Here is a 24,209-nt window from a genome sequence, read left to right on the forward strand (position 1 = left end):
CTGATGTAAGGCTGGTTCGACTTGATTTAATGAAATTTATACTGCCCTAATCGTCGTTGTGACCTTGAGGGCAGTTTTTTGTGTGAACTCTAGCGTTTCTTGCCAAACTTCGATCGTAGATCGTCCAGCGTTGGTGCTTTGTTCTCAGACTGAGTTTGTTTCGGTTGAACTTCTGATTTTTGTTTGGGTTGAACTTCTGATTTACGAGGCTGAATTTCCGGTTTGCGTTCTGGTGGTCGTCCCTGTGGCCGTTCTTGTGTCTGCGTAGGTTGGCTATCTGTGCGATCGGGTGATTTCATCGATAGACTGATACGCTTCAGTTTTTCGTTAACTTCTAATACGCGCACTTTGACGACTTGACCGACTTTGACGATTTGTTTGGGGTCGCTGACGAAGCGATCGGACAATTGCGAGACGTGAATTAAGCCATCCTGGTGAACGCCCACATCGACAAAAGCACCAAAATTTGCAACATTGGTGACCACGCCTTCCAGTTCCATGCCGACTTGTAGATCGGAGATTTCTTTAATTCCTGCTTTGAAGGTGGCGTATTTGAATTCGGCGCGGGGGTCACGTCCCGGTTTTTCTAGTTCGCTAATGATGTCGCGTAGCGTGGGTTCTCCGATCGCCTCCGTCACGTATTTCTTTAAGTTCGTTTTGAGACGATCGGCAATCTCGCTGGTTTGAACTAAAGGAACTGAGAAATCTTTGGCGATCGCTTCAACCACACTGTAACTTTCGGGGTGGACGGCGGTATTGTCGAGCGGATTTTTACTATCGCGAATTCTCAGAAATCCTGCCGCTTGCTCAAAGGTTTTAGCACCCAGTTTGGGGACTTTGAGTAACGACTTGCGCTCGCGAAAAGCACCGTTCTCATTTCGATACGCGACAATGTTATTAGCAATGGTGGGACTAATACCAGAAACAAAGGTGAGTAATTCTTTAGACGCAGTATTGAGATCGACTCCGACATAGTTAACGCAACTCTCAACCGTCTCATCCAGCTTCTTTTTCAGCAGTTTTTGATCGACATCATGCTGGTATTGTCCAACGCCGATCGATTTGGGATCAATCTTTACCAATTCTGCCAGCGGATCTTGTAAACGTCGCCCAATACTAATCGCCCCTCTCACCGTCACATCCAGATCCGGAAATTCTGAAATCGCGACGTTGCTGGCTGAGTAAATTGACGCTCCCGATTCATTGACGATGACGGTAATTGGCTTCTTCTCTAGCGTTGCTAAAACTTCAGCGACGAATTCATCGGTTTCTCGACTGGCGGTGCCGTTTCCGATCGCAATCAGTTCGATCTGATGCTTGGTCAGCAGTTCTTTGAGCGTTTCGGCAGCTTGTCGGCGCTGTCCCTGCCCTGTGTGTGGAAAGATTGCCTGATATTGCAAAAACTTCCCAGTTTGATCTAAGACAGCGACTTTGCAACCTGTGCGAAATCCTGGATCGAGTGCCAATGTTGGCTTCATTCCCGCTGGGGCAGACAGCAATAATTCTCGCAAGTTTGACTCAAAGGTTTTGATCGACTCAATATCAGCCTCTGTCTTTTTCTCTGCTCGAACTTCACTTGTCAAAGACGTTTTCATCAATCGATTGAAAGCATCTTTGAGCATTGAGCGATAAAAATCTCGCACCGATTTCGCCTTTGTGCGGATCTCTTGAGATTCTAGATAGCTGAAGACTGCATCCTCATCAAAATCCAAATCAACATTGAGAATTCCTTCCGTTTCTCCCCGACAAAGTGCCAGCAGATTATGAGGCGCGATCGCTTTCACCTTCGCCTGAAAATTGCGATACATCTCAAACTTTGTCGAGCCTTCGGGATGATCGTCTTTGATGCGAGATCGAAACACTCCATCTAACAGCAATTCTCTCAGATAAGCCCGAAGCTCCGCCTTTTCAGACACTTCTTCTGCCAAAATATCAGCGGCACCTTTCAAAGCGTCTTCAGTCGTTTTAACGCCCTTTTCTTCGTCTAAATACTTTTCCGCTTCTGTCTCAAATGACCCTGACGCAACTGGTTGATTCAGCGATTTGATGAATTCTGCTAATCCACCTAACCCTTTTTCTTTGGCGATCGTTGCCCTCGTGCGGCGCTTCGGACGAAACGGTAAATACAGATCTTCTAGCTCATTTTTTTGCAAGCAATTCTCAATCTTTAGCTTTAACTCATTGGTGAGTTTGCCCTGAGTTTCAATCGAGTCAAGAATGCTCTTTTTGCGATCTTCTAGCTCAGTTAAATAGGTGAAGCGATCGCTCAAATCTCGTAGCTGCACCTCGTCCATTTCGCCCGTTCGCTCTTTGCGATATCGCGCAATAAACGGAACCGTTGCCCCTTCTGCAAACAATTCCAGTGCACTCTTAATCTGAACAGGACGCAGAGAAAGTTCTTCTGCCAAAAGTTGCGAAATATTCAACATGCGCGATCGAAAAAATGAACGAAGTGCAAACTAGCTCAAGCAAACTAGCTCAATCAATATAGCGCTGGAACTGGTTGATTGGTAGACGCAGGCGCAGTCGTTGAAGAGTCGGGCGCTGTGGTTGAAGGGGTAGGCGTTGTGGTTGAAGGGGTGGGCGTAATCGGGGCCGGAGACTCCGTAGAATTGGGAACAACAGGAGTTGGGACAGGTGAAGATGCACCCGGAATTTCAGCACCCGCCGGGATAAAGGTCGGCAACACATCAGAGGGACGATCGCTGGCATTGAGACAGGTATTGATCGCTTCTTTGCCTGCCACTTTAAGCTGACGATTTAGCCCCACGACACATTCGGCATAGCGCTCTGGCAGCAAACTCCGGCGACAGCTATCTAGCACATCCACGACGGCAGCATCCGAGGCTTGTTGACGAATTCTCACAACGCAGTTCCCGGCTTCGACGGGGCGACGCACCTGACGACAGACCGACAGTGCATCCGTTCCGGCAATCTTATTGTTGGCAATCCGCACGACACAAGTTCCGAGATCTCTGGGGCGCAACGCTTGAGCGCAAGCACTGGCTGCATCAGCCGTCGAAATTTTAGCCCCCGCCAAATCGCGCGAACAGACTAGATAGGGATTGGGCTGATTGCTAAAAATGCCTCCAAATATTTCGGCTTTGGCTGGCGCAATGGGAAGGGCGATCGCCAACAAGCTAACCGTGACCAGGGGTGCTACAGACCCGCGCATTTTTCTAGACCGCATCACATTCCAAATTTGCATCTGTTGAGTCCTCGATCGAGGGTTGAGAGAGAGCTTTTGAGGAAATTGTGGCATGGAAACGGACAAGATGGCGATGACTTTACGTTTTGGGGCAAATTGGAAGGCGCGATCGACCCAAGACTAGAAGTTCTGGTAAGGGCTAAAGTGTTGAGTCAGGCTTTAATCCCTATCCCCATTCTTTCTTGGCATTGCTGAATGCAAGTATGAATTGCCCTCCTCACGAAGCTATCCATTACGCAAAAATGTGTAGAAGGATTGCTGTGAAGGAGATGTGGGGTTTATTTGTGTCAGACTGAGAAAACTACTACTCAGAAGGCGCGCAACTGGCGACTCATGCCTAAGCCCTGTCTGCGTTCTACCGACTTCTGCCTAATGGATAGAGAATTGATGGGGGCGGTTTTGCGGTGATCTGTTGCAAATTCCCTGTGGCGGGATGCGTGAATTGGATCTGATGAGCATGGAGAAAATAGCCACAGTCGCCTGGGACAGAAGTCTGGTCGATCGCCTCGCCGCCCACTCCATACAAGGGATCGCCCCAAAGCGGATAGCCTGCCGTCGCCAGATGAATCCGAATCTGATGCGGCCGCCCTGTAGGAATCGTCACCGCCAACAAACTGGCTCCTGGAATGCGATCGCGCTGCAATACCTGACAGTGACTGATTGCCGATTTCCCGGTTGCCGTCGCTGCGTAGAGATAGCCGAGCGTGGGATGAGAAACTTTGCCGATCGGTTGGGTGATGGTGAAGCGATCGGGCATTTCGTTTCCTGTGGCCAGGGCGCGATAGAGTTTGTGAATCTTCCCGTTGCGAAAATCTCGTGATAGTTTAGATTTAGCCGCCTCCGTTTTTGCCAACAGCATTATGCCAGACGTGCCTCGTCCCAATCGATGCAGAGGACTGGGCGGATCAGCATAGTGACGCTTTAACCAACCCCAAAGCGTGTTTTCTAGAAAGCCACCTCCCGGCAATACAGGTAGTCCAGAAGGTTTGTGTAAAATCAGCAGTTCTGCATCTTCATAGAGAATGTCCAGATCCATTGGTACGTCAGGTTCTACCCAGGGTGGACGGTGGTAAGCCAGATGTTGCCCAGATTTGAGAAGCGTGTCACCTTCTGTAATCACATTTCCATTGACAGATACGAGTCCAGACTGAATACGATCCCTCCATTCTTGTCGTGAGGAATGTGTGTAATGCGTTACATAATAGTTCAGAATTGTAATGTTATTCGCATTCTGAGAAACCTGTTCTGAGTAGATCCAGCCTTGATTGATCGCCATTCTCAATAGTGTTCTAAGTCTCGATTAAAACAGTGACAGACGCGATCGCAACCAGCATTTCATCATTTTTGTCGTTAAATTCAGAAATCGCCCGTCCTTGCACCACCATTCCGCCTGCCTCCACGGTCAAAGTTTTGCGTCCAAACGGCAATACAGACAGCACTTCCGCCTCGCGCACCTGATCGGGATAAGGCACAGCAATTTGCACTTCGACAATCATCTCATCGGGGTGGCTCAAGCCCGCCACTTCCCACACGCCCGGTAGCGCATTGTGAGCAATTGCATTTCTCACCGCACGAGCCGCCGCGACCGTAGGTTCTTGACCATGTTGATCGACACCCATTCCCATCTCAATAATCAACCGTTTGCGAGTCATGCTTATCTACTTTCCATTGTTGGCGGTCAAAAATAGAGCCAGAAATGTCACTTCTAAAGATGGAAGCAGCTTTTATCGCATAGGTGGGAAATACAAAACCGGGTGCCAGCTTCGTCGCATAATTTCGCCTGCAAAACTGGGCGTAGACCATTCCAAAAGTTTGCCTAAATTGTCAGAAGAAAGCGCGATCGTACTCACATCTGATTCCTGAGCGACGGTCAAAACTTCCACGATCGGACTGCCTCTTCTCACATCGATAGTGACCGTCAAACCTTGATTAACTAGCTGATCGCGAACGGGTTCGATCGTGTCACAGACGATTTTTTGCTGTTCTGCTTCAGATAGCTCCGATCGTCCCCCTTCCTGGGCAACCCAGCTTAACAAAATCTTTTCTAACGACTTATCTGTTTGAGGAGAAACTTCTTGAATCGGACGCTTTTGAGCCAACTCTTTAACCTTCTCAACGGTATATCGCGCTGCATTACTATTATCAAAAGGCAACAACAATGTGCGAAATAAATGCCGACAGCGCAGGTTTAATTCTTCAGAAGTATAAGTCGAAATCAACTGAGGCCGCAGCGTTAACAAAGGAATATTGGTGCGTTGGGCCAAGCCCATTGTGGTGCTACCAAATAACTTTTCGGTGAGCAACGTGCGGCTGGGAGTGCCCAAAATAATTACGTCTGACTGATACCGCTCTGCCGTTTTGAGAATGGACTCGATCGCTCGTCCTGACTCCACCTCAACCTTAACTTCAGTCCCCGCTGGAATCTGATTGAGGGCGGCAGAGAGTTTGGACTTAGCGCGATCGACTCGTTCTGCATTGACGCGAGGAATATTACTTTCTTCAAGAGGGACAATATGCAAAAACACAATCTGGGACATGCCACCCGCCACCAGGCTTGGTACAAAATCAACCAGACGCTGCAAACCGTCAGAAAAATCGGTACAAATCAGAGGTCGTTGAAACATAACCTGAAGTCGAGGTGAAACTTCTCCCTCACAGTAGCATTGTGCGACGTTTGCAGTCAGGACTTCTACACAACACTTTCAACCGCTCCAGACAGCAATTTACCTCCCGAATTCAACACTGCATTATCAAACTTACTATCAAACAGAGAACTAGAGATACAGCCAATTCTAATTTTCCTTTCCTCCCTCCTCCCTCCTCCCCCATTTCTGATTTGTTTCTGCGGATACAAGTTCAGGCGCTCACCTATTCACTAGACTGAGAATAACGATCGGTATCCGCCTATACGACCAGGAGATTTCAATCTTGACTAGCCTGCAAACCTTTGAACTTGAAACAGCAGAAACGCTTGTGCGGCTCTCGATTTTGCTGCTTTTGGTGATTATTGTTGCCTTGTTTGTCGCCGCTGAACTGGCGATCGTCTCTGCCTCCAAAAGCGAAATTTATCAGCTATCCCAAAAAGCAGACGATCCGAGAACCAGCAAAGCGGCTCAACGAGTTCATTATGCTCAAACCAACCTGGAAAAATACTTGTCTGTCACCCAAACCGGAGTCACAGCGGGCAGTTTGCTTTTGGGGTGGCTTGGAGAAGGGGCAACGGTGCATTGGATTGAGCCGTGGATTAGTCGCATTCCGATCGCTCATCTGCCTGTCATGATCACGTCTCATACGATCGCGGCGACGGTCGCGTTTTTGCTCGTGACGTATGTTGAGATTGTGCTGGGCGAACTGGTTCCTAAAGTGTTGGCGGCCCATGCGCCCGAAAAAACGGCTCTGTTGCTGATTGGGCCGCTTCAGATCTGCTCCTATCTGTTTTATCCTGCGCTGGTGGTTTTGAATGGGACGGTGAAGTTGCTGACGGGCTGGTGGTTCGATCGCGAGAATGCCAAGCCGATTTTGCCTGCCTCAGACACGCCTTTGGTCTCCAATGATGCTCACTCAGTTTTTGTGGCGGGCGCGTTAGATTTGCACAGTTTGAATGAAAAATTGGGTCTGAATATTCCCGTTCAAAACACGCACAGTACGCTGGCAGGCTTTATGATTCACCATTTGGGACGGATGCCTGTGGAGGGCGATCGCTTTCAGTGGGGCGAGTTGGAGTTTGAAGCCGTCTCCATTCAAGAAAACCGGGTCGAAACGATTTTGCTGCGTCAAGTCACTCGTCCGTTTGGCGATCTCAAGCTTCAGATTCCCGTCAGCTCAGAAGTTCTAACTCCGAGTACGCTAGAAGATATTCCCGCTTAGGAGGCGAATGTGATGGCTCTGACTGCCCAACAATTGGCTGATCTGATGCCTGATGCGACTCAGCTTGACAGTGACGAACCAGAGATGGAAACTTCTGCACATTACGATCAGCTTGCTCTCTTGGTGACTTGTTTAGAATGGCTGTGGCGTGACCGCGACGACTTCTTTATCGGTGCCAATTTAACCCTCTATTTCAGTCGTCAACAGCTTAAAAATCGAGACTTTCGCGGCCCTGATTTCTTCTTAGTTCAGCAAACTCAAAACCATCCCCGGCGATCGTGGGTAGTCTGGGAAGAAGACGGTCGATATCCTGATTTAATTATTGAATTACTGTCTGATGAAACTGCAAATGTCGATCGTGGACTCAAGAAAAATCTCTACCAAGATCGCTTCCGAACCCATGAATATTTTTGGTTTTCACCGGATAGTTTAGAGTTTGCTGGCTTTCGATTGGTTAGTCAACACTATCAACCGATTTCGCCCAACGATCAGGGATTACTTTGGAGTGAAGCGCTTGGACTTTATCTAGGAATTCACGATCGCCAGTTACGTTATTTCACCCCTCAAGGTGATCTTGCTCTCACTGCTGGCGAAGCAGCGATCGCTGCTGTACAAGAGGCTCAAACTGTTCAACGACAAGCACAAGAACAGATACGAGAGGCTGAACAACAAGCTCAAGAAGCCCAACAGCAAGCTCAAGAACAGATACGAGAGGCTGAACAACAAGCTCAAGAAGCCCAACAGCAAGCTCAAGAAGCCCAACGTCGAGCAGAACGACTAGAAGCCCAACTACGATCTCTTCGAGTTACCCGCAAGGGGTCGCTCAACATCGATCCAGACTAAAGTTCTACCGTGTAATTTAACGCTAACTCATCACCTGTTTTGCCTCGAATTCCCCAGTTGTGTTTCGGCGTTTCTGTGAGGGTGATTTCGACATCGATCGGGTCAATTTTGACTTGGCTTGAGAGCCGCTCAAACAACAGATGAATCAGCTTTTTCTTAGTTTCAACAGTGCGCCCTTCAAATAGACTGATTTCGATCACAATATGCTGATGAGTTCGAGTTGAGAAATAGATGAAATCTTCTGGTTTCAGCAAGATAAATCGATGCGCTCTTTTCTCTACTGGAAATGCCAACGCCTCCACTACACAAGAATGAATCGCATCAGAAATCAGAGTCCAATTTTGACTGAGAAAGTCTGAACTTCCATAAATTTTGATTTGTGCCATCGTTCTCAACTCACTACATTCTTAACTTAATAATGTTAGTTAGTCCGTCAATTTATAACGCTAATTAACCGCCTCACTCAGCGAAGTTTGGGTCGATCGCTCTCCATTGGCCGATAGCTCTGCGGGCGAAGATTGCACTGTTCCCCATTGGCGCATTAGGGTTTGTAAAATCGTCTCTTGCTGCGATCGAAATCCTTCTAAATTTGCGCCGCCGCCATTCATAATTACAAACCAGACAACGCCCTGTTTTTGGGTTGGTAAGGCACCCGCCAACGCACTCACCTCATTGAGACTGCCCGATTTTGTCACTGCCAACGCAGGCAGCTTACGCTCGTCGAGAATGCCTGTATCTTTGCCTACGATCGTGAAAATATCTGCAACCGTCAGCTTCATGGGTTGGAGTGAGCGATCGATTGCCAAAAACATCGCACAAACGGCACGCGGAGAAATCCGATTTTCAACCGCTAGACCAGATCCGTTGACCAGCAAAATTTCACTTTGAGAAACGCCAGCCGCTTCAGCCGCCTTCGAGGCCACAACGTTTGCCCCCCCAACCGAACTAGCGATGATCTCCGCCATCAGATTATTGCTATAGCGATTCATTTTTTTGAGCAACTCAGCCAACGGCAGCGATCGATGACGCGCCAGCGGTTTTGTATTAGCGGGCACCGAGGATGCCACTTTGACCGAGCCAGCGATCGCGACTTGAGGGCGAGGCGTACCAGGAGGCAGGGTTTGATATTGAGTTTGCGCGTCTGCTGACCAACTTTGGGCGTTGATTCCTTCTTTGAGCAGGGCACCTGACTTTTGCGGGTCTAACTCATAGTTCATATAAAATCCGTTCACGACGATGAGATTGCCCGTAACTCGTCGGATTTGCAGCTTGTTGAGCAGATTGCCCACCGCGATCGCTTCTTCCCATACAAAAAACGGATCTTGCCCGCCCTGCACAATCAGATCGCCTTTGAGAATGCCATTCTTGATCGTGCCTGTGGTGCCAATCTGTGTTTCAAATCGGTGGTCGGGGCCAAAGGTTTGTAGAGCCGCTAAAGAAGTCGCAACCTTGGTCAAAGAAGCCGCCGGGAGCGGTGTGGTGCCTTGATGATTGGCCAACAAAGTGCTGCCTGACTGCATCCAAACGCCGTGAGATTTTGCTGAAAAGCCTTGGGTAGTGAGCTTGCTCAGATATTGCTCAATGGCCTTGCTGGTCTGAGGATCGGGCGCTGTTGTGGGAGCGATCGTCAACGAGGGTAAAGGCTGCTGGCTGACCGCTGGAGAAGAAACCGGGGTCGGTAACTCAGAGGCAGGTTTAGACGATTCCACAACAGAACAGCCCACCGTGGCCAGCAGCAGTCCCAAAAGCATGGCGAAAGAACGAGAATTTGACATAGCGGTTTTTTCTGACAACAAGGGGCATCGCTACAACATCAACATTGTGCAACGCTTCTTTGACTATGTTAGGCGGTCGTTTGTACTAATTTGTACTAATTGGATCAGTTTGCTTGATCTCAGAAGCTAATGAACTCTGGTGATCTTACACGCTGGATTGGGATGCAATTTGTAGTTGTTTGTAGTATAAATGTAGTCAGATCGCTCCCCACCCTGGACAATGGAAAACTCACGCCTGGTTAAAGTCAGCAAATATCTCAGCAAACATCTGCGTCACCAGCCAGAACGACTTGGCTTAACCTTGATGCCGGGGGGATGGGTGACGATCGCCGATCTTCTCTCAGCCTGCACCGCCCATCAGTTTCCGATCGCTCTGACTGAGTTGCAAGAAGTGGTTGCCAAAAGTGACAAGCAGCGATTTGCGATCGATCCTACAGGCACGCTGATTCGAGCCAACCAGGGGCACAGTGTCGCCGTCGATTTGCAGCTAGAACCTCAGATTCCGCCAGACGTGCTGTATCACGGGACAGGCGCACCGTTAGAGGAAGCGATCGTGCGATCGGGATTACTCAAAATGGCCCGCCATCACGTTCACCTTTCCTCAGATCTCGAAACTGCTCGCAAAGTCGGTAGTCGAAAGGGTCGCCCGATTATTTTTGTAGTTGATGCGGCGAGAATGCAGGCGGCAAACTTTACTTTCTACTGTTCTGAGAATGATGTGTGGCTGGTGGATTTTGTACCTCCAGAGTTTTTAGTGCTGCAAAAGTGAGCTAGCCAGGTGACGATCGGGACTTGTTGATCATCAGACGGGATGCGGGTTTTGGTGAGGTGATTGGGGTGAGCGATCGTAGAAGTTAGGCTGAAATGAGCTTTTGTTTAAGTGTGTGCATTGAGTGATTTCATGTGATCTTAAAGCATTCTACGGTGAGTTGGATTTATTTCTTCAAACGGGATGCTTTTTATAGTCTATGAAGTACAAAAACTGCTGTCTTTTGTTTTCTAAGGATTAGTTCTAAGCATTAGCTGGTAGATTCCAGATCGATTAAGTGATTCAATCACGAGTGTTTGGCTCAATCACTTTTCTAAGTGTTCCATAACCGAATCTAGGATGAGTGAATCTGTAAAATTTTGCTCATCCTACGATCGTTCTATCGTTGTACTAAGGATCGTGGATTAAATAACTTCGAAATTTCACCCTCACCCTAGCCCTCTCCCCAAGGAGAGGGAACCGCAGAACCATACCCCCCGGCCTTGAGCTTTGAAAAATTGCTGGGCGATCTCTGCAAGGCGGTCAGCGAGATTCGAGATCCCTGTCAAGCGAGCAACGCGACACGCTACCGATTGAGCGACGTGATGCTCGGAGCGTTTTCAGTGTTCTTGATGCAATGCGAATCGTTTCTAGTGACCCTACTGCGCGAATCCGATGGGAAAGTGCTGTACTCTAATGCCTTTGTCACCAATCACGACCTTACTGCCGAAACCGTACCGCAAGTCGTCAGTGTCGGGAGAAGTCGGTGGAAAACCGAGAATGAAAATCACCCTGTCCTCAAGGCCAAGGGCGATCATCTGGAACATACTCCTCTACTATCACTCCAGACGAAGCAAAATTACTCAAAAACGATGTAACTCTTTCTCAGTGAACGTTTTAGCATTCACAATTTGTTTCTGTTCCTTCAAGAGAGTAGTAAATGCAGTGCAAATGCTAGACAGCTTGCTGGAGAGGCTTTTCAGCATTTAGAGGGCTGTTTACTTCGCCCAAAGTGATTCAAGAGGGGTATCTGACAACCTATCCACAAATCCTCGGTGATTCTGCAAGATTAATCCTGATCTTGTTTAAAATTGAAGAAGTTAGGTTTAGAGATGAAAATATTTGCAAAGGGGCTGAGAATCAATATCTATATCAGAATCTATATCAGATTGAGGCAGGTCAAAGGATAAGTGCCATTACTACAGCGATCCTAATTTAAGTTGCAAGGCTCAGAAACACCCCTAAGTTCTCTTGGGTGAAGATATTCATGAATGCCCTGACAAAAGAAATGCTAAGAGAAGAGTAGATAGAACAATCTCTAACTACATTCACCTTCAGTAATTTTAGTTGAAGTTTATCTAATGATGTGCTCACTGATACTGGCTCTCCACAAGCTTAATAGAAAATTCCTCCACTGACAAGGGTTATCGTTATTTAAGTTTTGTGTAAGTTCATATGGCATTGGTATAACTTACTTAAATTTGAACTTCTTTCATCTGCGACTGGTCATCAAACACTGTCACTATTAAGCCTTTATTCCTGTGTTGAAATTATGAATCATCGAAATCAACCTGGAGCCTACATGCGTCGTCGTTCTTCTCAGCGGGTTTCTTACTCTACTGATAGTCGAATTCGTCGGCCAATAAAGTTGTTCCGGGAGATGGGTCGAGATCTTCTCGCTTCGCGGGAACTAGCCTGGCGCTTGCTGATACGAGATCTTAGTGCTCAGTATCGCCAATCGTTTCTAGGGGTGTTTTGGGCATTTGTACCACCCTTGGTCACATCGCTGGGACTAGTGCTTGCTCGAAATAGTGGAGTCATCAATATTAGTGAGACAGATCTGCCCTATCCCGCTTATGTGATGTTTAGCATGACTATCTGGCAAACTTTTGTAGAAGCATTGAATGGGCCGATCGCAGCAGTCGGACAAGCCAAGCAAATGCTGGCAAAGATTAATTTTCCTCGTGAGGCAATTGTTTTAGCAAAGTTGGGTGAAGTGTTTTTCAACTTCGCGATTAAGCTTATTCTAATTCTTGGGTTATTTCTCTGGTTCAAAATTCCTGTAACTTGGAGTGCTTGGTTAGCTCCAGTCGCGTTAGTTCACCTGGTAATGTTGGGGACGGCGATCGGGCTTTTGTTAGCCCCCCTAGGGACGCTTTATGGTGATATTTCAAAGGTACTCCCGATCATTACGGCTCCCTGGATGCTGCTAACTCCAGTTATCTATCCAGTTCCTCAAGCGGGTTGGTTTGGGTCAGTAGTTCGCTTAAACCCAGTCACACCATTACTGATCACAATTCGGGAACTACCAACCACTGGGGTAGTCTCAGATCCAGTTGGATTTTGGATCGTGAGTGGATTTGCACTAGTTGGCTTATTGGTTGCTTGGGTGATCTATCGGTTAGCAATGCCTTATGTTATTGAACGAATGAGTGCATGAACATTACACCACTTTCTAAAAATGCTGCTCAAGAGGTGGCAATTCTAGCGCCCTCCAGCGATGACGATATTGTCTTGTCTGTCAATGGGGTATCAAAGAAGTTTTGCCGTAATTTGAAACTCTCCTTGCTGTATGGAATGCAAGATATCGCCTCAGAATTAGTAGGTTCGCGGGGTGGTCACAAGAATGAATTACGCAAGCAAGAATTTTGGGCGCTGAAAGATATAAGTTTTCAACTGCGACGAGGTGAGGCTCTAGGTCTTGTCGGTAAAAACGGTAGTGGAAAGTCAACCATTCTGCGGGTGATTGCTGGACTGATCAACCCAGACGCAGGGACGGTAACCGTCAATGGACGAGTTGCACCACTCATTGCATTGGGCGCAGGGTTTAATCCGATTTTAACTGGACGAGAAAACATCTATGCGAATATGTCCATTTTAGGATTGACCCAGAAGGAAATTGATGAGCGGTTTGAGGAGGTCGTTGAATTTGCTGAGATTGGGGAAGCGATCGAGTCTCCACTACAAAGCTATAGCTCTGGGATGGCAGCCCGATTGGGCTTTGCTAGTGCAATCCATACAAATCCAGAAATTCTCTTGATTGATGAAGTCCTGGCAGTTGGAGACAGCCGTTTTCGGGGAAAGTGTTTCCAAAAACTACATGAACTTCGTCAAAATGGCACAGCTTTTATTCTGGTTAGCCACAATGCCCACTCCATACTCACGGTTTGTGATGAAGCCGTTTATTTTGCCAAAGGGCATCTCAAGAGTATGGGGCCTGTTGCCTCGGTGATGAGCCATTATGAACAAGATCTGTTTATCGATGCCGAAATAGATGCCAGTCTTATTGGGATACCTGCCCTAAAAAAACGCCCCACTGTCGGTTTCGATATTCAAGGAATCGTCTTTAGAGATGAAAATAACATAGTCGTTGAAAAGCCGATTAGTGGTTGTGCAACTTCTATTGGTATTCAAGCAAAGGTTCTAGATAGTTTAACCAATGTGAGTATTACGATCGCCATCAAAGGTCTAACAGAAGGCGGAGAGATGATGCTTTCACTGAATAGTTTCAATGACTCTATTCCGATCGAGTTGCTGCCAGGAGAGTACGAAATCCAACTACAAATGCCCTATCTCGGACTCAAACTTGGAGACTACTTAATGGATGTATATGTCAAGAAAGATAAGCTGTTTCATTTAGATGCAGTAGAATCTTTTCGCTTTACTGTTGAGCCAGGTCAAGACGCGATCGGCAGGTCACTTTTTTATCAACCTAGAAGCTGGAATGTTTTTGTTGCCAAATAAAGGAGAGTATTATGCAATTGTCAAACGTAATCTCAACAAGCCCCAGAGAATCTACACTTCCAACGTTTTCTCTTGTCTTTGAAACCGAAAACCTCTCCAGCGTTGAGCTTGATAACATTTATCGGAGCTTAAACTCCCTGGTCACTCAAGATATTTCGCTAGAGCAAGCCAACGAATTTTTGATTATTGATAGCGGCGATGCACCACCAGAATTGATTGCAGAAATATGCTCAAATTATCCGTGGATTCAAGTTCACCCTGCCCCTCATATTGGCTATTATGCAGCGAAAATGCTGGGTGCATCGCTTGCTACAGGCGATATTGTCATTTATTGCGATTCTGATTGTGTCTACACACCAAACTGGCTAAGAGACCTTCTCGTCAGCTTTAATCAGTATCCAGACATCAATATGGTTGCTGGAGAAACGACGACTCCTATTCGATCTATCTACGAACTAGCGATCGCTCTGCATTATTTCTTTCCTCGATTGTCTAATCAAAGCGACACTTATATTTCTGATAGCTACTTTCTGAATAATGTTGCTTTTCGTCGAGCTTTTCTACTAAGCAATCCAATTCCAACATCTCTACCGCTATATCGGGGTAACTGCAACATTCATCATCACTTTTTACAGCGTTTCCACCAGGAGAAGATCATAAAGCGCCCCCAAGCTCAGGCCCTACATGAGCCTCCTACAGTGGGATTTATAACTTGGCGGTACTTGCTAAAGGGGCGCGACAGCGTTATCAGAGAGTGTATCAAAGCCTCCCTCACGCAAGATTCTAAAATCACCAACCTCTCAACATCTTTTACACTGAGTCCATTTGAGCGCGTGTGCGGAATTCTATCGAGTATCTTGAGCATCAAGCCCCTTAACCTACCGCAAGTTCGCTCTGTGCTGCGTGAGGATAAGACCCGGATTTTATTATTTCCTCTAGCGCTTCCCATTGTGTTGTTGTTTGAGATGGTGTTTATCTTGGGTAAGGTCGCTACATACTTGAATTTCAACTTGATCTTGAATCTTTATTACACTTTCTCAGGAGAATCAGAAAATAAAGAGACTGTCACCCATGAAGATGTCTCCCAATTTTCGTAGGTTTGCAAAACAGTTTCGATAAGGGCAACTCACCGCTGAAAAAACTCTAGTCGCCTTGGGGATGTTTGGAAAAATCCTATCGTGGGTCAAAAATTTCTCAACCATCCTCTTCAACTGACCAAGCCTTAAATCAAGGGCTGCGATCGCTTAAATCTCTCATAGAACAGCAATCCTGCATAAAACAATGCCTAGTTCATCACTAGATTATTGGTTGTAAGAAATAGGTGAGTAAGCCATGACGACCATTTCAGTTGTTATTCCTGCCTACAACGCGGAAGCTACGATCGGAGAAACTGTTGATTCAGTGCTCCATCAAACTTTCTCAGATATCGAGGTCATTGTTGTCATCGATCGGTCTTCAGACTCGACCTTCGAGATTGTTTCAGCGAAACCAGATCCTCGGATTAAGGTCATTGTGTGTGACAAGGGTAATGCTGCGGCTAGCCGCAATATCGGTTTTGCTCAAGCTTCTGGCGAATGGATTGCATTTCTCGATTCAGATGATTTGTGGTTGCCTGATAATCTGTCAAATCAATGGAAGGCTTTACAACCTCCTGTGAAGGCAGCAGTTGCCTATAGCTGGTTCGATCGAATTGATGAATCTGGCAAATTAATCGGAATAGGTGGGCGTTGTAATTATTCCGGCAATGTTCATGCTGAGTTGTTGTTGAGTAATATCGTGGGTAATGGTTCTAACTCACTGATAGCGAGAGCGGCTTTAGAAGCAGTCGGAGGATTCGACGAGTCGCTGTCTCATAGCGAAGATCGAGACTTATATGTGAAGTTAGCTGAAAAATATGAGTTTGTTTCAGTTCCCAAAGTTAACTTGCTTTATCGGGTCTCCATGCGCTCAAAGTCCTTTCGAGATATTTTTCGGTCAGAAGCCTCTTACTTACAACTCATTGAAGGTGCGTACAACCGCGCTCCGGAGTCTCTTCGTCACCTAAAATCACAAAGCTTTTCCAATCATTATCAATATTTGATCTCTAAAGCATTGAGTAGCTCAAGCGGTTGGAAAAAATATTGGATTGCTCTGCAACTTTGGACTCATTACTGCGTCAAGCGACCAGGATGCTTGAGTTTTCTGTTGCTAAAAAGAGATTTGCTGCTAAAAATTCTAAATGGAGCCTTTTCAGCATCCGGCTTTCATATAAAGGCTCATTTAAATCTATATTTTTTCAGATTATTCAATACGGCAAAAAGTACTGAATAATAGCGTGGAAATCCCTCAGTTATACTGCCTGTTGTTGAAAAATGAGTGCCTGGGTGTAGTGAGTTTTGTTTGAAGGAAAGCAGGTTCTGAAAGAGTCTCAATTGCTAACCGTAATTCATATCACCTCTACGACAGCGTGTAACTCATAGCGTAAATTTTATGTCTCACCCAACTCCTAAAGTCAGCGTCGTTATGTCGGTCTACAATGGCTCTCAATATTTGCGAGAAGCTGTAGACAGTATCTTAAACCAAACCTTTACCGACTTTGAGTTCATCATTATCAATGATTGTTCTACAGATAGCACTTGGCCTATTTTAATTGAGTATGCCGATCGAGATTCTCGGATTGTATTACTTCATAACGAACGTAATTTAGGACTAACAAAGTCACTAAATAAGGGCTTGAGTTTATCTAAAGGCAAGTATATTGCGCGTCAGGATGGTGATGATATTTCTTTTCTCGATCGCTTGAGTCAGCAGTTTGACTATCTGGAAATGCATCCTGAAGTGGGTACGATCGGGACGGCCGTTGAGTTGATCAATCCCCAAGGGAGTAAAATAGGAGAGGATTATCCTCCTTCAGAGCATGAAAGATTAGAAGCAGCTTTTCTGTTTAATAATCCCATGCATCATTCAACTCTGATGTCACAGAGTGCCCTCATGCAGAGCATAGGGGGTTATAACGAAACGTTTTTGAGATCCCAAGATTATGATATGTTTTGGCGCTTGAGCCGTCAGTCTCGATTAGAAAACATTTCTAGAATCTTACTAAAACGCCGGATGGATGACAGGTCGCGAATAACTACAATCCATCGTAAAGAACAACTTGAATATGCTTACAAGATTTCCCTAAATGCTGTTCAAGAACTTACAGGTACCCAGTGCTATCTTCCAGAAACGAGCTATCAAAGACTCTGGTGGGCTTTGCTTCAGACACTGGACAACGATGCTTATCAAAAATATTGGCTAATGGCGGAAGGAGTAGACGGAGAATTGACTCACAGAGATATTAAAGCTCTCAATTCCTTCTGGGATTTCATTAGAAGTCGTCCGCTAGCGCCAGTTGTCTGGGGGCAACTATTGGAAGGATTGCTCGTCAATCTGTTTGCTCAAAGAAAACTTATAGAAGGGTTACAGCTTATCCATTTGATAAGGTTTCGATGGAAAACTGATCTCAACTCTTCTCTAGCTTTTAAGAGTTTTCTCAAACCTTATGCACCTAAATTGCTATTAAAAGTTTGGAGAAAAGTAGCGCAGTTTTAGGAGACCGTTTGTGTAAGTGGGTCGATTAGAGCCGATTCAAAGTAATTATGGACTCTGGTCTTCAAGTCTCGTGTGGTTGATTTGAGTTTTGATTCGACAAGGGCACATTTGGCATAGGTTCACTTGGGTTCGATTTCACCCAACCAAGGATTTGTACCAAGTATTCGCATCGTAGGATTGGCGAAGTTATGTTCAGCCAATGCTGTTCATTTAATCATCCTATGTTCATTTAATCACCCCAAAGGGACTGCTCTTTCTAGTCCGTATTTCTGGACAGATGTGAACTGAGTTTTGAGCGAGTTGGTAGGTTTAGATAAAAGTAAACTTGTTAGTTTTGGTGAATTAAACTATAATAACAGGAACACAGGTCTTTTATTCAACCGATCGCCATCGTGTTTACTCAGCTTTCCTCTCCAACGGTTCGTTTGCCTCATGATTTGCCTCATGATTTGTTTGAGGCGATCGCAGACCTCAAGCGCGAACTCAATGCAGTCATTTTGGCGCACTACTATCAAGACCCCGATATTCAAGACGTGGCTGACTTCTTAGGCGATTCGCTGGGGCTTTCGCAGCAGGCCGCTCAGACAGACGCGGATGTGATCGTCTTTGCAGGGGTGCATTTCATGGCAGAAACAGCCAAAATTCTCAACCCCAACAAGCTCGTTTTACTGCCTGATTTGAATGCGGGGTGTTCTCTGGCCGATAGCTGCCCGCCGGATGCCTTTGCTGAATTTAAGGCAAAACATCCCGATCATTTGGTAATTTCTTATATAAATTGCACGGCAGACATTAAGGCGATGAGTGACATTATTTGCACTAGCGCCAATGCGGTGTCGATCGTGCGTCAGATTCCAGTCGATCAGCCGATTATTTTTGCGCCCGATCGCAATCTCGGCAAGTATGTCAGTGAGCAATCTGGACGCGATCTGGTGCTGTGGCAAGGAAGCTGTATGGTGCATGAGACGTTTTCAGAAAAGAAAATGGTGCAACTTCAGATTCAATATCCTGACGCTGAGGTGATTGCTCACCCAGAATGTGAACCTGCTGTTTTGCGTCATGCAAATTTCATCGGTTCGACAACGGCGTTATTGAAGTATTGTCAGCAAAGTGCGAGTCCGTCTTTTATTGTGGCGACCGAGGCAGGCATTCTTCACCAGATGGCAAAAGCCGCCCCCGACAAGCAGTTTATTCCTGCTCCACCGATGAGCAACTGTGCCTGCAATGAGTGCCCCCACATGCGTCTCAATACGTTAGAGAAGCTGTATCTCGCCATGAAAAACCGCACCCCAGAAATCACCTTACCCGAAGCCACTCGACTCGCGGCCCTCCGACCGATGCAGCGAATGTTAGAAATGAGTGTTTGATGTTAGAAATGAGTGTTTGAAGTAGCGTCAGTTCGATGAAGTCTTTTCGCTTCGTTGTAAAGCGCTTCCGCCGCCCCAACCTCCCAACTTTTGGGAACTTTAACGCAAGATTTCCAAATCAAAGTCCCTCACTCGTGGGGGATCTAGGGAACTGGCCGGATTGACAACCGCAGATGAGCTTGGCAGTTAAAACCGCTGCGATAAGAACAAAGTCAGCCTTCGCAGACTGGGGAATGCGCCTCAACGGGTAAGTCTTGTTTGCACATAGGCTAGACGGATCTATTTAGCAGGTTTATTCCTCACATTTTCTCTAGCGGATCACATCACCGAAATGTCTGTTCACGGTTCCAAATGGCTTGATTCCATGTCAGACTACCGCTTACTGGATGGCTGGTAGATTTCATGAAGGGCAGTTTTGACGCGCAAATTTCTAAACCCAGATGGCAGGCGATCGTCCCCATTCTCTGGGTCTTGCTTTTGAGTTGGCTGGTCTTTTTTGATCGACTCGGCAGCACGGGATTACTCGACGAAACAGAACCGCTCTTTGTCGAAGCCGCCCGTCAGATGACCGTCACCGGAAACTGGATCACGCCTTATTTCAACGAAGTCACCCGATTTGACAAGCCACCGCTAATCTACTGGCTGATAGCGATCGGCTTCAAAACGATCGGAGTCAACGAATGGGCCGCCCGGCTCCCCTCCGCCCTCGCTGGCACGCTCCTCACAGCCTTCTGCTTCCACATTCTCAACATCCATCGCAAAGCCAACGAACCTCCCTCCTCCCTCCTCCCTCCTCCCTCCTCCCTCCCCTACCTCGGCTCCGCCATCTGTGCGCTCAATCTTCAGTCATTCTTTTTTGGGCGATTGGGCTACTCAGATATGGTGTTGAGTGTTTGCTTTGGAGGATCGCTGTTTGCCTTCTTTTTGGGATATCTTCAGGTCGATCGCCCCCAACTTCAAGCGCGTTTTTATCTGACGTTCTATACCCTGATGGCGCTGGCAGTCTTGACCAAAGGGCCCGTGGGAATTGTGCTGCCGGGAGCGATCGTGCTTCTCTTTCTGTTTTGTGTGGGCAAGCTGCGAGAAGGGCTGAGAGAGCTTAAACTTTTGCCGGGGATGCTGATCTTTTTAGGGTTGAGTGTGCCGTGGTATGGGGCGGCCTATCTTCAAAATGGAGCGGCTTTTGTAGACTCGTTTTTTGGGGTGCATAACGTCGATCGCTTCACCAGTGTCGTCAACCAACATCAAGGCCCGTGGTACTTTCACATTTTGATTGTGCTGGCGGGGTTCTTTCCCTGGTCGATTTATTTGCCTGCTGCGATCGGTCATTTTGCTCGACAAAACTGGAGACAGAAACCGCGATCGCAACACCTCGGACTGTTTGCTTTAATTTGGTTTGGGGCTGTACTGGGATTTTTTACGATCGCCGTCACAAAATACATTACTTACACCTTGCCGCTCGTTCCGGGTGCCGCCATTCTAGTCGCGCTGTGGTGGGATTATCAGATGCAAACTCAGTCCAAATCGTGGGCGTTTAAGCTGAGTGTCTATGTCAGTTTGGCATTGTGTTTGACGCTGGCGGTTTGTGCGTTTTATAGTCCCAATTGGCTCGATAGTGATCCCTCCATGCCCAATCTGGGTGAGCGAATTCGACAAGCAAAATTGGATTGGGTTGGATTATTGATCTGGTTAGGAGGCGCGATCGCAGGCACAATTTTGATTTTTCAACACAAGATTCAGCGATTTTGGAGCGTTCAGTTAATCACTTACGCAGCATTCATTTTATTGTTTGTCACGCCCGTTTTTGGAGTGATCGATATTGAGCGACAACTGCCTTTGAGAAAGGTTGCCGAAACGGTGGTGCAAATTCGTCAGGCAGATGAACCGATCGTCATGGCAACCAATTCTTTTGAGAAGCCGAGTCTGGTTTTTTACACACAACAACCGATCGTGTTTCTCAACCGCGCCCGCAAACTGCCACCTTATTTAGAAAAATTCCGTCAGACAAAACAGCGATCAGTTCTGGTGATTACAACCAGCAGCACGCTACAAGAAGCCCAAATCTCACCTCAGCAGTACGAAATGCTAAAACAGGTAGGCGTTTATCAAGTCGTTCGTTTTCTGGGTCGGTAATGCAAACAATTCAAAAATGGTGGAGCAACAAAACGAATCGGGCAATCTCAAAGAGATATCTGCCGAAGCAGATCGTCACTCTGCTGATCGGAGGGCTGGTTTTTAGAAGTCTCGTCGCGTTTTTACTACCTCCAGGGTTTGACGAAGCATACTACTACATTTACACGCTGCACCCCGACTGGAGCTATTTTGACCACCCGCCCCTCGTCGCCTGGACAACCGCTTTTGGCATCTGGCTTACAGGCAGCGTCTCACAATTTACGATTCGATTAGGGGGACTGCTACTCTACACCGCAACGCTGTACTTTCTCTACCGAGCCACCGTCCAGTTATTTTCTCAGAAGGCCGGCTGGTGGACATTGGCGATCGCCTCCTGCATTCCCATCTTTCAAATCGGCTTCGGCATTCTCACACTCCCCGATGGGCCGTTGATGTTTTTTTGGTCACTCTGTTTGTGGGTAGCGGCTTGCGAATTTTTTCCATCTGAACAAATATACCGTCCCACTTATCGATTAGCGCTGATCGGATTGCTCGTCGGCTTCGCATGTTTAGGAAAGTATCATGGCTTTTTGTTAGGCTTTGGTCTGCTGGCATTTGTGTTAACTAGTTCACCTCACCGCATCGCTCTAAAATCGCCCTGGACACTTCTTAGTTTTGGATTGTTTCTATTAACGATTTCACCCATTTTGTATTGGAATGGGCAACACGATTGGGTATCTTTTCGCTTCCAAAGTAACCGTGGCATTCCCTCCAAAGGTTACAGCATTCCCAACGTCATCAAAACTGCCCTCATTCAGTCAGCCTACCTGTTTCCAACCTTCGGACTGCCGCTCTGGTGGGTATCCCTTAAGGGACTCGTCCGCCCCCTCCCTCCTCCCTCCTCCCTCCTCCCTCCTCCCTCCTCCCTCCCATCCCGCTTTCTCCTCTGGATTTCCGTCCCCGCCTTCCTCAGCTTCACCCTGATCGGAGGCTATCAGCAAATCTTGCCCACCTGGACAATGCCCGGATTTTTTGCCGCCACCCCGCTGCTGGGTCAACAGGCCGCACTCTGGCAACAATGGCATCCAAAATTAACGAAACGATGGCTAAATGGGTCAGCGATCGTCATCTTCACCCTACTCCTGATCGCCCTCTCTCACGTCAGTTTTGGCACGCTACAGACTCCCAGCAATACCGCATTTTGGGGAGGATTTCTCAAGCCAGAAGAAGATGCGTCGATCGAGCTGGTAGATATTCAGCAATTACGGCGAGAGTTTGCCAATTCTCCACAGCTTTTGGCGGCGCTCAAATCGGCCGACTTTATGTTTAGCAATCGCTTTCATCTATCAGGACATGTGGCAATGGCGTTGACACCTTTGGCCCCGATTCCAATGACTTGTTTTGATCAAAGAGACGTGCGCGGGTTTGCATTTTGGTCAACCGCAACAGAATGGATCGGCAAAACTGGGCTATATATCACCTCAAGTCAATACCAGAAGCGAGAAGACTCGGCGGCTGAATTTGTGCCTTATTTCAAGACCTTTCAAAAGTTAGGAGAAGTGCCACTCAGACGGGGTGGAATTGTTGTTGAAACCTTCTATGTCTATCGCGGAGAAACCTTAGTCAAACCTTATCCTCGTCCGGCAGGTGGCGTAAGGTCTTAGCTTGCTTGAAAGCGATCGCTCAGTTCGTTAATTTCAAACTTTTGGGCCCACTCAATCCAATCACTCGAAACTTTGACGGTCGCGGGCAGCAAAACTGCTACATACGTCTGAGGTTGCTGAACGAGCAGAATGCAATGATTTTGTCCATAAACGATCGCGTGGTCAAAGTCACCTAGTGAGAGCAGCGATCGCAGTCCCAACGTTTGAAAGGCGGTTTGAATCCACATCAGATTGGGGTTGTCTTCGGTGGCAAAATAGCATTGAGGCAACCCCTCTAAATTAAAGGTGGCAATTCCTAAAACAGAGTCTAATCTACTAATCAATGAAATCCTCTGGGAAAAGAGCGATGAGGTCAAAAAATCAGCTTTGAGCATTTCGAGTTAGTAGATTGGGTGGATCAAAGTATATCCTTAATTATTCATGAACTAAAAAACAAATCCCTATAACTTAAGGAATAATTTCTTTTCAGGTTTGTTGGCTTTGAAATAACAAATTGGGGTTTCCACTTAAGCAGATTTACGTGATTTAATTCCTAGAACTGTGAAGCTTTTAAGACTTGCGATCGTTCTACTAATTGATCTCTAAAAAACTTCTAAAAAACAGTCGGCCTGTCAGAAGTAGCTCTTTTTTCACCTGTAATTCCACACTCGACTAAGTGACTATCATTACAAAGCGGGAACCTGTAAATTCTCGATACGTCAACCGTTAAGTTGTATAAAAGGGCTGTCCATGCTGAAAAACCTTTTGTCTGGAGTCACGATCGGCACGATAGCGATCGCAAGCAATTTGAGCCTGACTCAGTGTGCTCATAGCTTTACTCCGGCCACACTGCCGCAGGCTACTTCTACAGCACCCAAACTGATTGCTCAAGCCGATCCATCATTAGCCGCGATGGAGCAATCCATTCTCAAGCAGATCAACCAATATCGCGCCACTCGCAAACTACCCGCCCTAAAGCTGGATTCTTCTATCACTCAGCAGGCGAGGCTTCATAGCCAAAATATGGCGAGTGGAAGGGTGTCTTTTGGTCATCAAGGCTTTGACCAGCGCATTCAAGAAATTGGTAAGACGATCGCTTATCGGGCTGCCGCCGAAAATGTGGCCTACAACATGGGCTACAAAGATCCGGCAACTCAGGCTGTACAAGGCTGGCTCAAGAGTCCGGGGCATCTGAGAAACATTCAGGGGCAATTCAATCTCACCGGGATTGGCGTAAGCAAAAATGCCAAAAATGAGATCTACTTTACGCAGTTGTTTATCCGTGGATAGTACAAATTGGGAGTAGGAAAGGGAGCTTAGGGAATCAAAAAG

22 protein-coding genes are annotated in these 24,209 nt (G+C 46.8%); 14 read left to right on the forward strand and 8 right to left on the reverse strand.

The features are described from left to right. Nucleotides 1-89: 89 nt before the first annotated feature. Both ACKFKH_RS01070 and ACKFKH_RS01075 read right to left on the reverse strand, forming a co-directional pair. Nucleotides 90-2,429: a Tex family protein gene (locus ACKFKH_RS01070; protein ID WP_446856366.1), complete on the reverse strand. Its 2,340-nt coding sequence runs from the start codon at nt 2,427-2,429 to the stop codon at nt 90-92. A 53-nt stretch (nt 2,430-2,482) separates the two neighbouring features. Continuing rightward, nucleotides 2,483-3,208 carry a hypothetical protein gene (locus tag ACKFKH_RS01075; protein ID WP_446856367.1) on the reverse strand — a complete coding sequence of 242 codons (726 nt, stop codon included), beginning with the start codon at nt 3,206-3,208 and terminating at the stop codon, nt 2,483-2,485. Nucleotides 3,209-3,244: 36 nt separating this feature from the next. On the opposite strand from ACKFKH_RS01075, the gene ACKFKH_RS01080 reads away from it, so the two are divergent. Continuing rightward, nucleotides 3,245-3,403, forward strand: a complete 159-nt coding sequence (locus ACKFKH_RS01080) for a hypothetical protein (RefSeq protein ID WP_446856368.1) — start codon at nt 3,245-3,247, stop codon at nt 3,401-3,403. Nucleotides 3,404-3,563: 160 nt separating this feature from the next. On the opposite strand, the gene ACKFKH_RS01085 is transcribed toward ACKFKH_RS01080, so the two are convergent. The 3 genes from ACKFKH_RS01085 to ACKFKH_RS01095 form a co-directional block, all read right to left on the reverse strand. Beyond that, a complete protein-coding gene (locus ACKFKH_RS01085; protein ID WP_446856369.1) occupies nt 3,564-4,484 on the reverse strand; it encodes an RluA family pseudouridine synthase in 921 nt (306 codons plus the stop codon). Between the two features lie 13 nt (nt 4,485-4,497). Further along, entirely contained in the window at nt 4,498-4,860 is a 363-nt protein-coding gene (locus tag ACKFKH_RS01090) for a Lin0512 family protein (protein ID WP_446856370.1), read from the reverse strand. A 72-nt stretch (nt 4,861-4,932) separates the two neighbouring features. Further along, complete coding sequence (locus ACKFKH_RS01095; RefSeq protein WP_446856371.1) at nt 4,933-5,832, reverse strand: universal stress protein; 900 nt, start codon at nt 5,830-5,832, stop codon at nt 4,933-4,935. A gap of 304 nt (nt 5,833-6,136) precedes the next feature. Between ACKFKH_RS01095 and ACKFKH_RS01100 the strand changes: the two genes are divergently transcribed. Next, the gene (locus ACKFKH_RS01100) at nt 6,137-7,075 is read left to right on the forward strand and encodes a CNNM domain-containing protein (protein ID WP_446856372.1); all 939 of its coding nucleotides are present in this window, start codon (nt 6,137-6,139) and stop codon (nt 7,073-7,075) included. Nucleotides 7,076-7,087: 12 nt separating this feature from the next. Continuing rightward, complete coding sequence (locus ACKFKH_RS01105) at nt 7,088-7,918, forward strand: Uma2 family endonuclease (RefSeq protein WP_446856373.1); 831 nt, start codon at nt 7,088-7,090, stop codon at nt 7,916-7,918. Here ACKFKH_RS01105 and ACKFKH_RS01110 read toward each other — a convergent pair. Both ACKFKH_RS01110 and ACKFKH_RS01115 read right to left on the reverse strand, forming a co-directional pair. Continuing rightward, nucleotides 7,915-8,304 (reverse strand): tautomerase family protein, encoded by a 390-nt coding sequence (locus ACKFKH_RS01110; RefSeq protein ID WP_446856374.1) that lies wholly within the window; start codon nt 8,302-8,304, stop codon nt 7,915-7,917. The genes ACKFKH_RS01105 and ACKFKH_RS01110 overlap by 4 nt on opposite strands. A gap of 60 nt (nt 8,305-8,364) precedes the next feature. Next, complete coding sequence (locus tag ACKFKH_RS01115; protein ID WP_446856376.1) at nt 8,365-9,693, reverse strand: D-alanyl-D-alanine carboxypeptidase; 1,329 nt, start codon at nt 9,691-9,693, stop codon at nt 8,365-8,367. 220 nt (nt 9,694-9,913) lie between these two features. On the opposite strand from ACKFKH_RS01115, the gene ACKFKH_RS01120 reads away from it, so the two are divergent. The 10 genes from ACKFKH_RS01120 (at nt 9,914) to ACKFKH_RS01165 (ending at nt 22,898) form a co-directional block, all read left to right on the forward strand. Then, nucleotides 9,914-10,462: an RNA 2'-phosphotransferase gene (locus ACKFKH_RS01120; RefSeq protein ID WP_446856377.1), complete on the forward strand. Its 549-nt coding sequence runs from the start codon at nt 9,914-9,916 to the stop codon at nt 10,460-10,462. 482 nt (nt 10,463-10,944) lie between these two features. After that, nucleotides 10,945-11,319, forward strand: a complete 375-nt coding sequence (locus tag ACKFKH_RS01125; RefSeq protein ID WP_446856378.1) for a hypothetical protein — start codon at nt 10,945-10,947, stop codon at nt 11,317-11,319. A 674-nt stretch (nt 11,320-11,993) separates the two neighbouring features. Then, the gene (locus ACKFKH_RS01130) at nt 11,994-12,881 is read left to right on the forward strand and encodes an ABC transporter permease (RefSeq protein WP_446856379.1); all 888 of its coding nucleotides are present in this window, start codon (nt 11,994-11,996) and stop codon (nt 12,879-12,881) included. Further along, a complete protein-coding gene (locus tag ACKFKH_RS01135; RefSeq protein ID WP_446856380.1) occupies nt 12,878-14,185 on the forward strand; it encodes an ABC transporter ATP-binding protein in 1,308 nt (435 codons plus the stop codon). Before ACKFKH_RS01130 ends, ACKFKH_RS01135 begins: the two co-directional genes overlap by 4 nt. 11 nt (nt 14,186-14,196) lie before the next feature. Then, a complete protein-coding gene (locus tag ACKFKH_RS01140) occupies nt 14,197-15,282 on the forward strand; it encodes a glycosyltransferase family A protein (RefSeq protein ID WP_446856381.1) in 1,086 nt (361 codons plus the stop codon). Nucleotides 15,283-15,517: 235 nt separating this feature from the next. Next, nucleotides 15,518-16,495, forward strand: coding sequence for a glycosyltransferase family 2 protein (locus ACKFKH_RS01145; RefSeq protein WP_446856382.1), 978 nt, complete (start codon nt 15,518-15,520; stop codon nt 16,493-16,495). A gap of 159 nt (nt 16,496-16,654) precedes the next feature. Continuing rightward, nucleotides 16,655-17,758, forward strand: a complete 1,104-nt coding sequence (locus tag ACKFKH_RS01150; protein WP_446856383.1) for a glycosyltransferase family 2 protein — start codon at nt 16,655-16,657, stop codon at nt 17,756-17,758. A 392-nt stretch (nt 17,759-18,150) separates the two neighbouring features. After that, nucleotides 18,151-19,122, forward strand: coding sequence for a quinolinate synthase NadA (gene nadA / locus ACKFKH_RS01155; protein WP_446856384.1), 972 nt, complete (start codon nt 18,151-18,153; stop codon nt 19,120-19,122). A 402-nt stretch (nt 19,123-19,524) separates the two neighbouring features. Then, a complete protein-coding gene (locus tag ACKFKH_RS01160; protein WP_446856385.1) occupies nt 19,525-21,255 on the forward strand; it encodes an ArnT family glycosyltransferase in 1,731 nt (576 codons plus the stop codon). Next, on the forward strand, nt 21,255-22,898 hold the full coding sequence (locus ACKFKH_RS01165; protein ID WP_446856386.1) for an ArnT family glycosyltransferase: 1,644 nt from the start codon (nt 21,255-21,257) through the stop codon (nt 22,896-22,898). Before ACKFKH_RS01160 ends, ACKFKH_RS01165 begins: the two co-directional genes overlap by 1 nt. Here the strand turns inward: ACKFKH_RS01165 and ACKFKH_RS01170 are convergent. Continuing rightward, the gene (locus ACKFKH_RS01170) at nt 22,895-23,221 is read right to left on the reverse strand and encodes a hypothetical protein (RefSeq protein ID WP_446856387.1); all 327 of its coding nucleotides are present in this window, start codon (nt 23,219-23,221) and stop codon (nt 22,895-22,897) included. The genes ACKFKH_RS01165 and ACKFKH_RS01170 overlap by 4 nt on opposite strands. 406 nt (nt 23,222-23,627) lie before the next feature. Between ACKFKH_RS01170 and ACKFKH_RS01175 the strand changes: the two genes are divergently transcribed. Next, nucleotides 23,628-24,167: a CAP domain-containing protein gene (locus ACKFKH_RS01175; RefSeq protein ID WP_446856388.1), complete on the forward strand. Its 540-nt coding sequence runs from the start codon at nt 23,628-23,630 to the stop codon at nt 24,165-24,167. The last annotated feature ends 42 nt before the right edge of the window (nt 24,168-24,209 follow it).

It is taken from the genome of Phormidesmis sp. 146-20, assembly GCF_052939475.1.

Coding starts and splice junctions, on each gene's coding strand:
- ACKFKH_RS01145 (WP_446856382.1), top strand. CDS start 15,518: ATGACGACCATTTCAGTTGTTATTCCTGCCTACAACGCGGAAGCTACG.
- ACKFKH_RS01110 (WP_446856374.1), bottom strand. CDS start 8,304: ATGGCACAAATCAAAATTTATGGAAGTTCAGACTTTCTCAGTCAAAAT.
- ACKFKH_RS01070 (WP_446856366.1), bottom strand. CDS start 2,429: ATGTTGAATATTTCGCAACTTTTGGCAGAAGAACTTTCTCTGCGTCCT.
- ACKFKH_RS01135 (WP_446856380.1), top strand. CDS start 12,878: ATGAACATTACACCACTTTCTAAAAATGCTGCTCAAGAGGTGGCAATT.
- ACKFKH_RS01175 (WP_446856388.1), top strand. CDS start 23,628: ATGCTGAAAAACCTTTTGTCTGGAGTCACGATCGGCACGATAGCGATC.
- ACKFKH_RS01120 (WP_446856377.1), top strand. CDS start 9,914: ATGGAAAACTCACGCCTGGTTAAAGTCAGCAAATATCTCAGCAAACAT.
- ACKFKH_RS01165 (WP_446856386.1), top strand. CDS start 21,255: ATGCAAACAATTCAAAAATGGTGGAGCAACAAAACGAATCGGGCAATC.
- ACKFKH_RS01160 (WP_446856385.1), top strand. CDS start 19,525: ATGAAGGGCAGTTTTGACGCGCAAATTTCTAAACCCAGATGGCAGGCG.
- ACKFKH_RS01115 (WP_446856376.1), bottom strand. CDS start 9,693: ATGTCAAATTCTCGTTCTTTCGCCATGCTTTTGGGACTGCTGCTGGCC.
- ACKFKH_RS01150 (WP_446856383.1), top strand. CDS start 16,655: ATGTCTCACCCAACTCCTAAAGTCAGCGTCGTTATGTCGGTCTACAAT.
- ACKFKH_RS01085 (WP_446856369.1), bottom strand. CDS start 4,484: ATGGCGATCAATCAAGGCTGGATCTACTCAGAACAGGTTTCTCAGAAT.
- ACKFKH_RS01105 (WP_446856373.1), top strand. CDS start 7,088: ATGGCTCTGACTGCCCAACAATTGGCTGATCTGATGCCTGATGCGACT.
- ACKFKH_RS01075 (WP_446856367.1), bottom strand. CDS start 3,208: ATGCAAATTTGGAATGTGATGCGGTCTAGAAAAATGCGCGGGTCTGTA.
- ACKFKH_RS01095 (WP_446856371.1), bottom strand. CDS start 5,832: ATGTTTCAACGACCTCTGATTTGTACCGATTTTTCTGACGGTTTGCAG.
- ACKFKH_RS01140 (WP_446856381.1), top strand. CDS start 14,197: ATGCAATTGTCAAACGTAATCTCAACAAGCCCCAGAGAATCTACACTT.
- ACKFKH_RS01090 (WP_446856370.1), bottom strand. CDS start 4,860: ATGACTCGCAAACGGTTGATTATTGAGATGGGAATGGGTGTCGATCAA.
- ACKFKH_RS01130 (WP_446856379.1), top strand. CDS start 11,994: ATGAATCATCGAAATCAACCTGGAGCCTACATGCGTCGTCGTTCTTCT.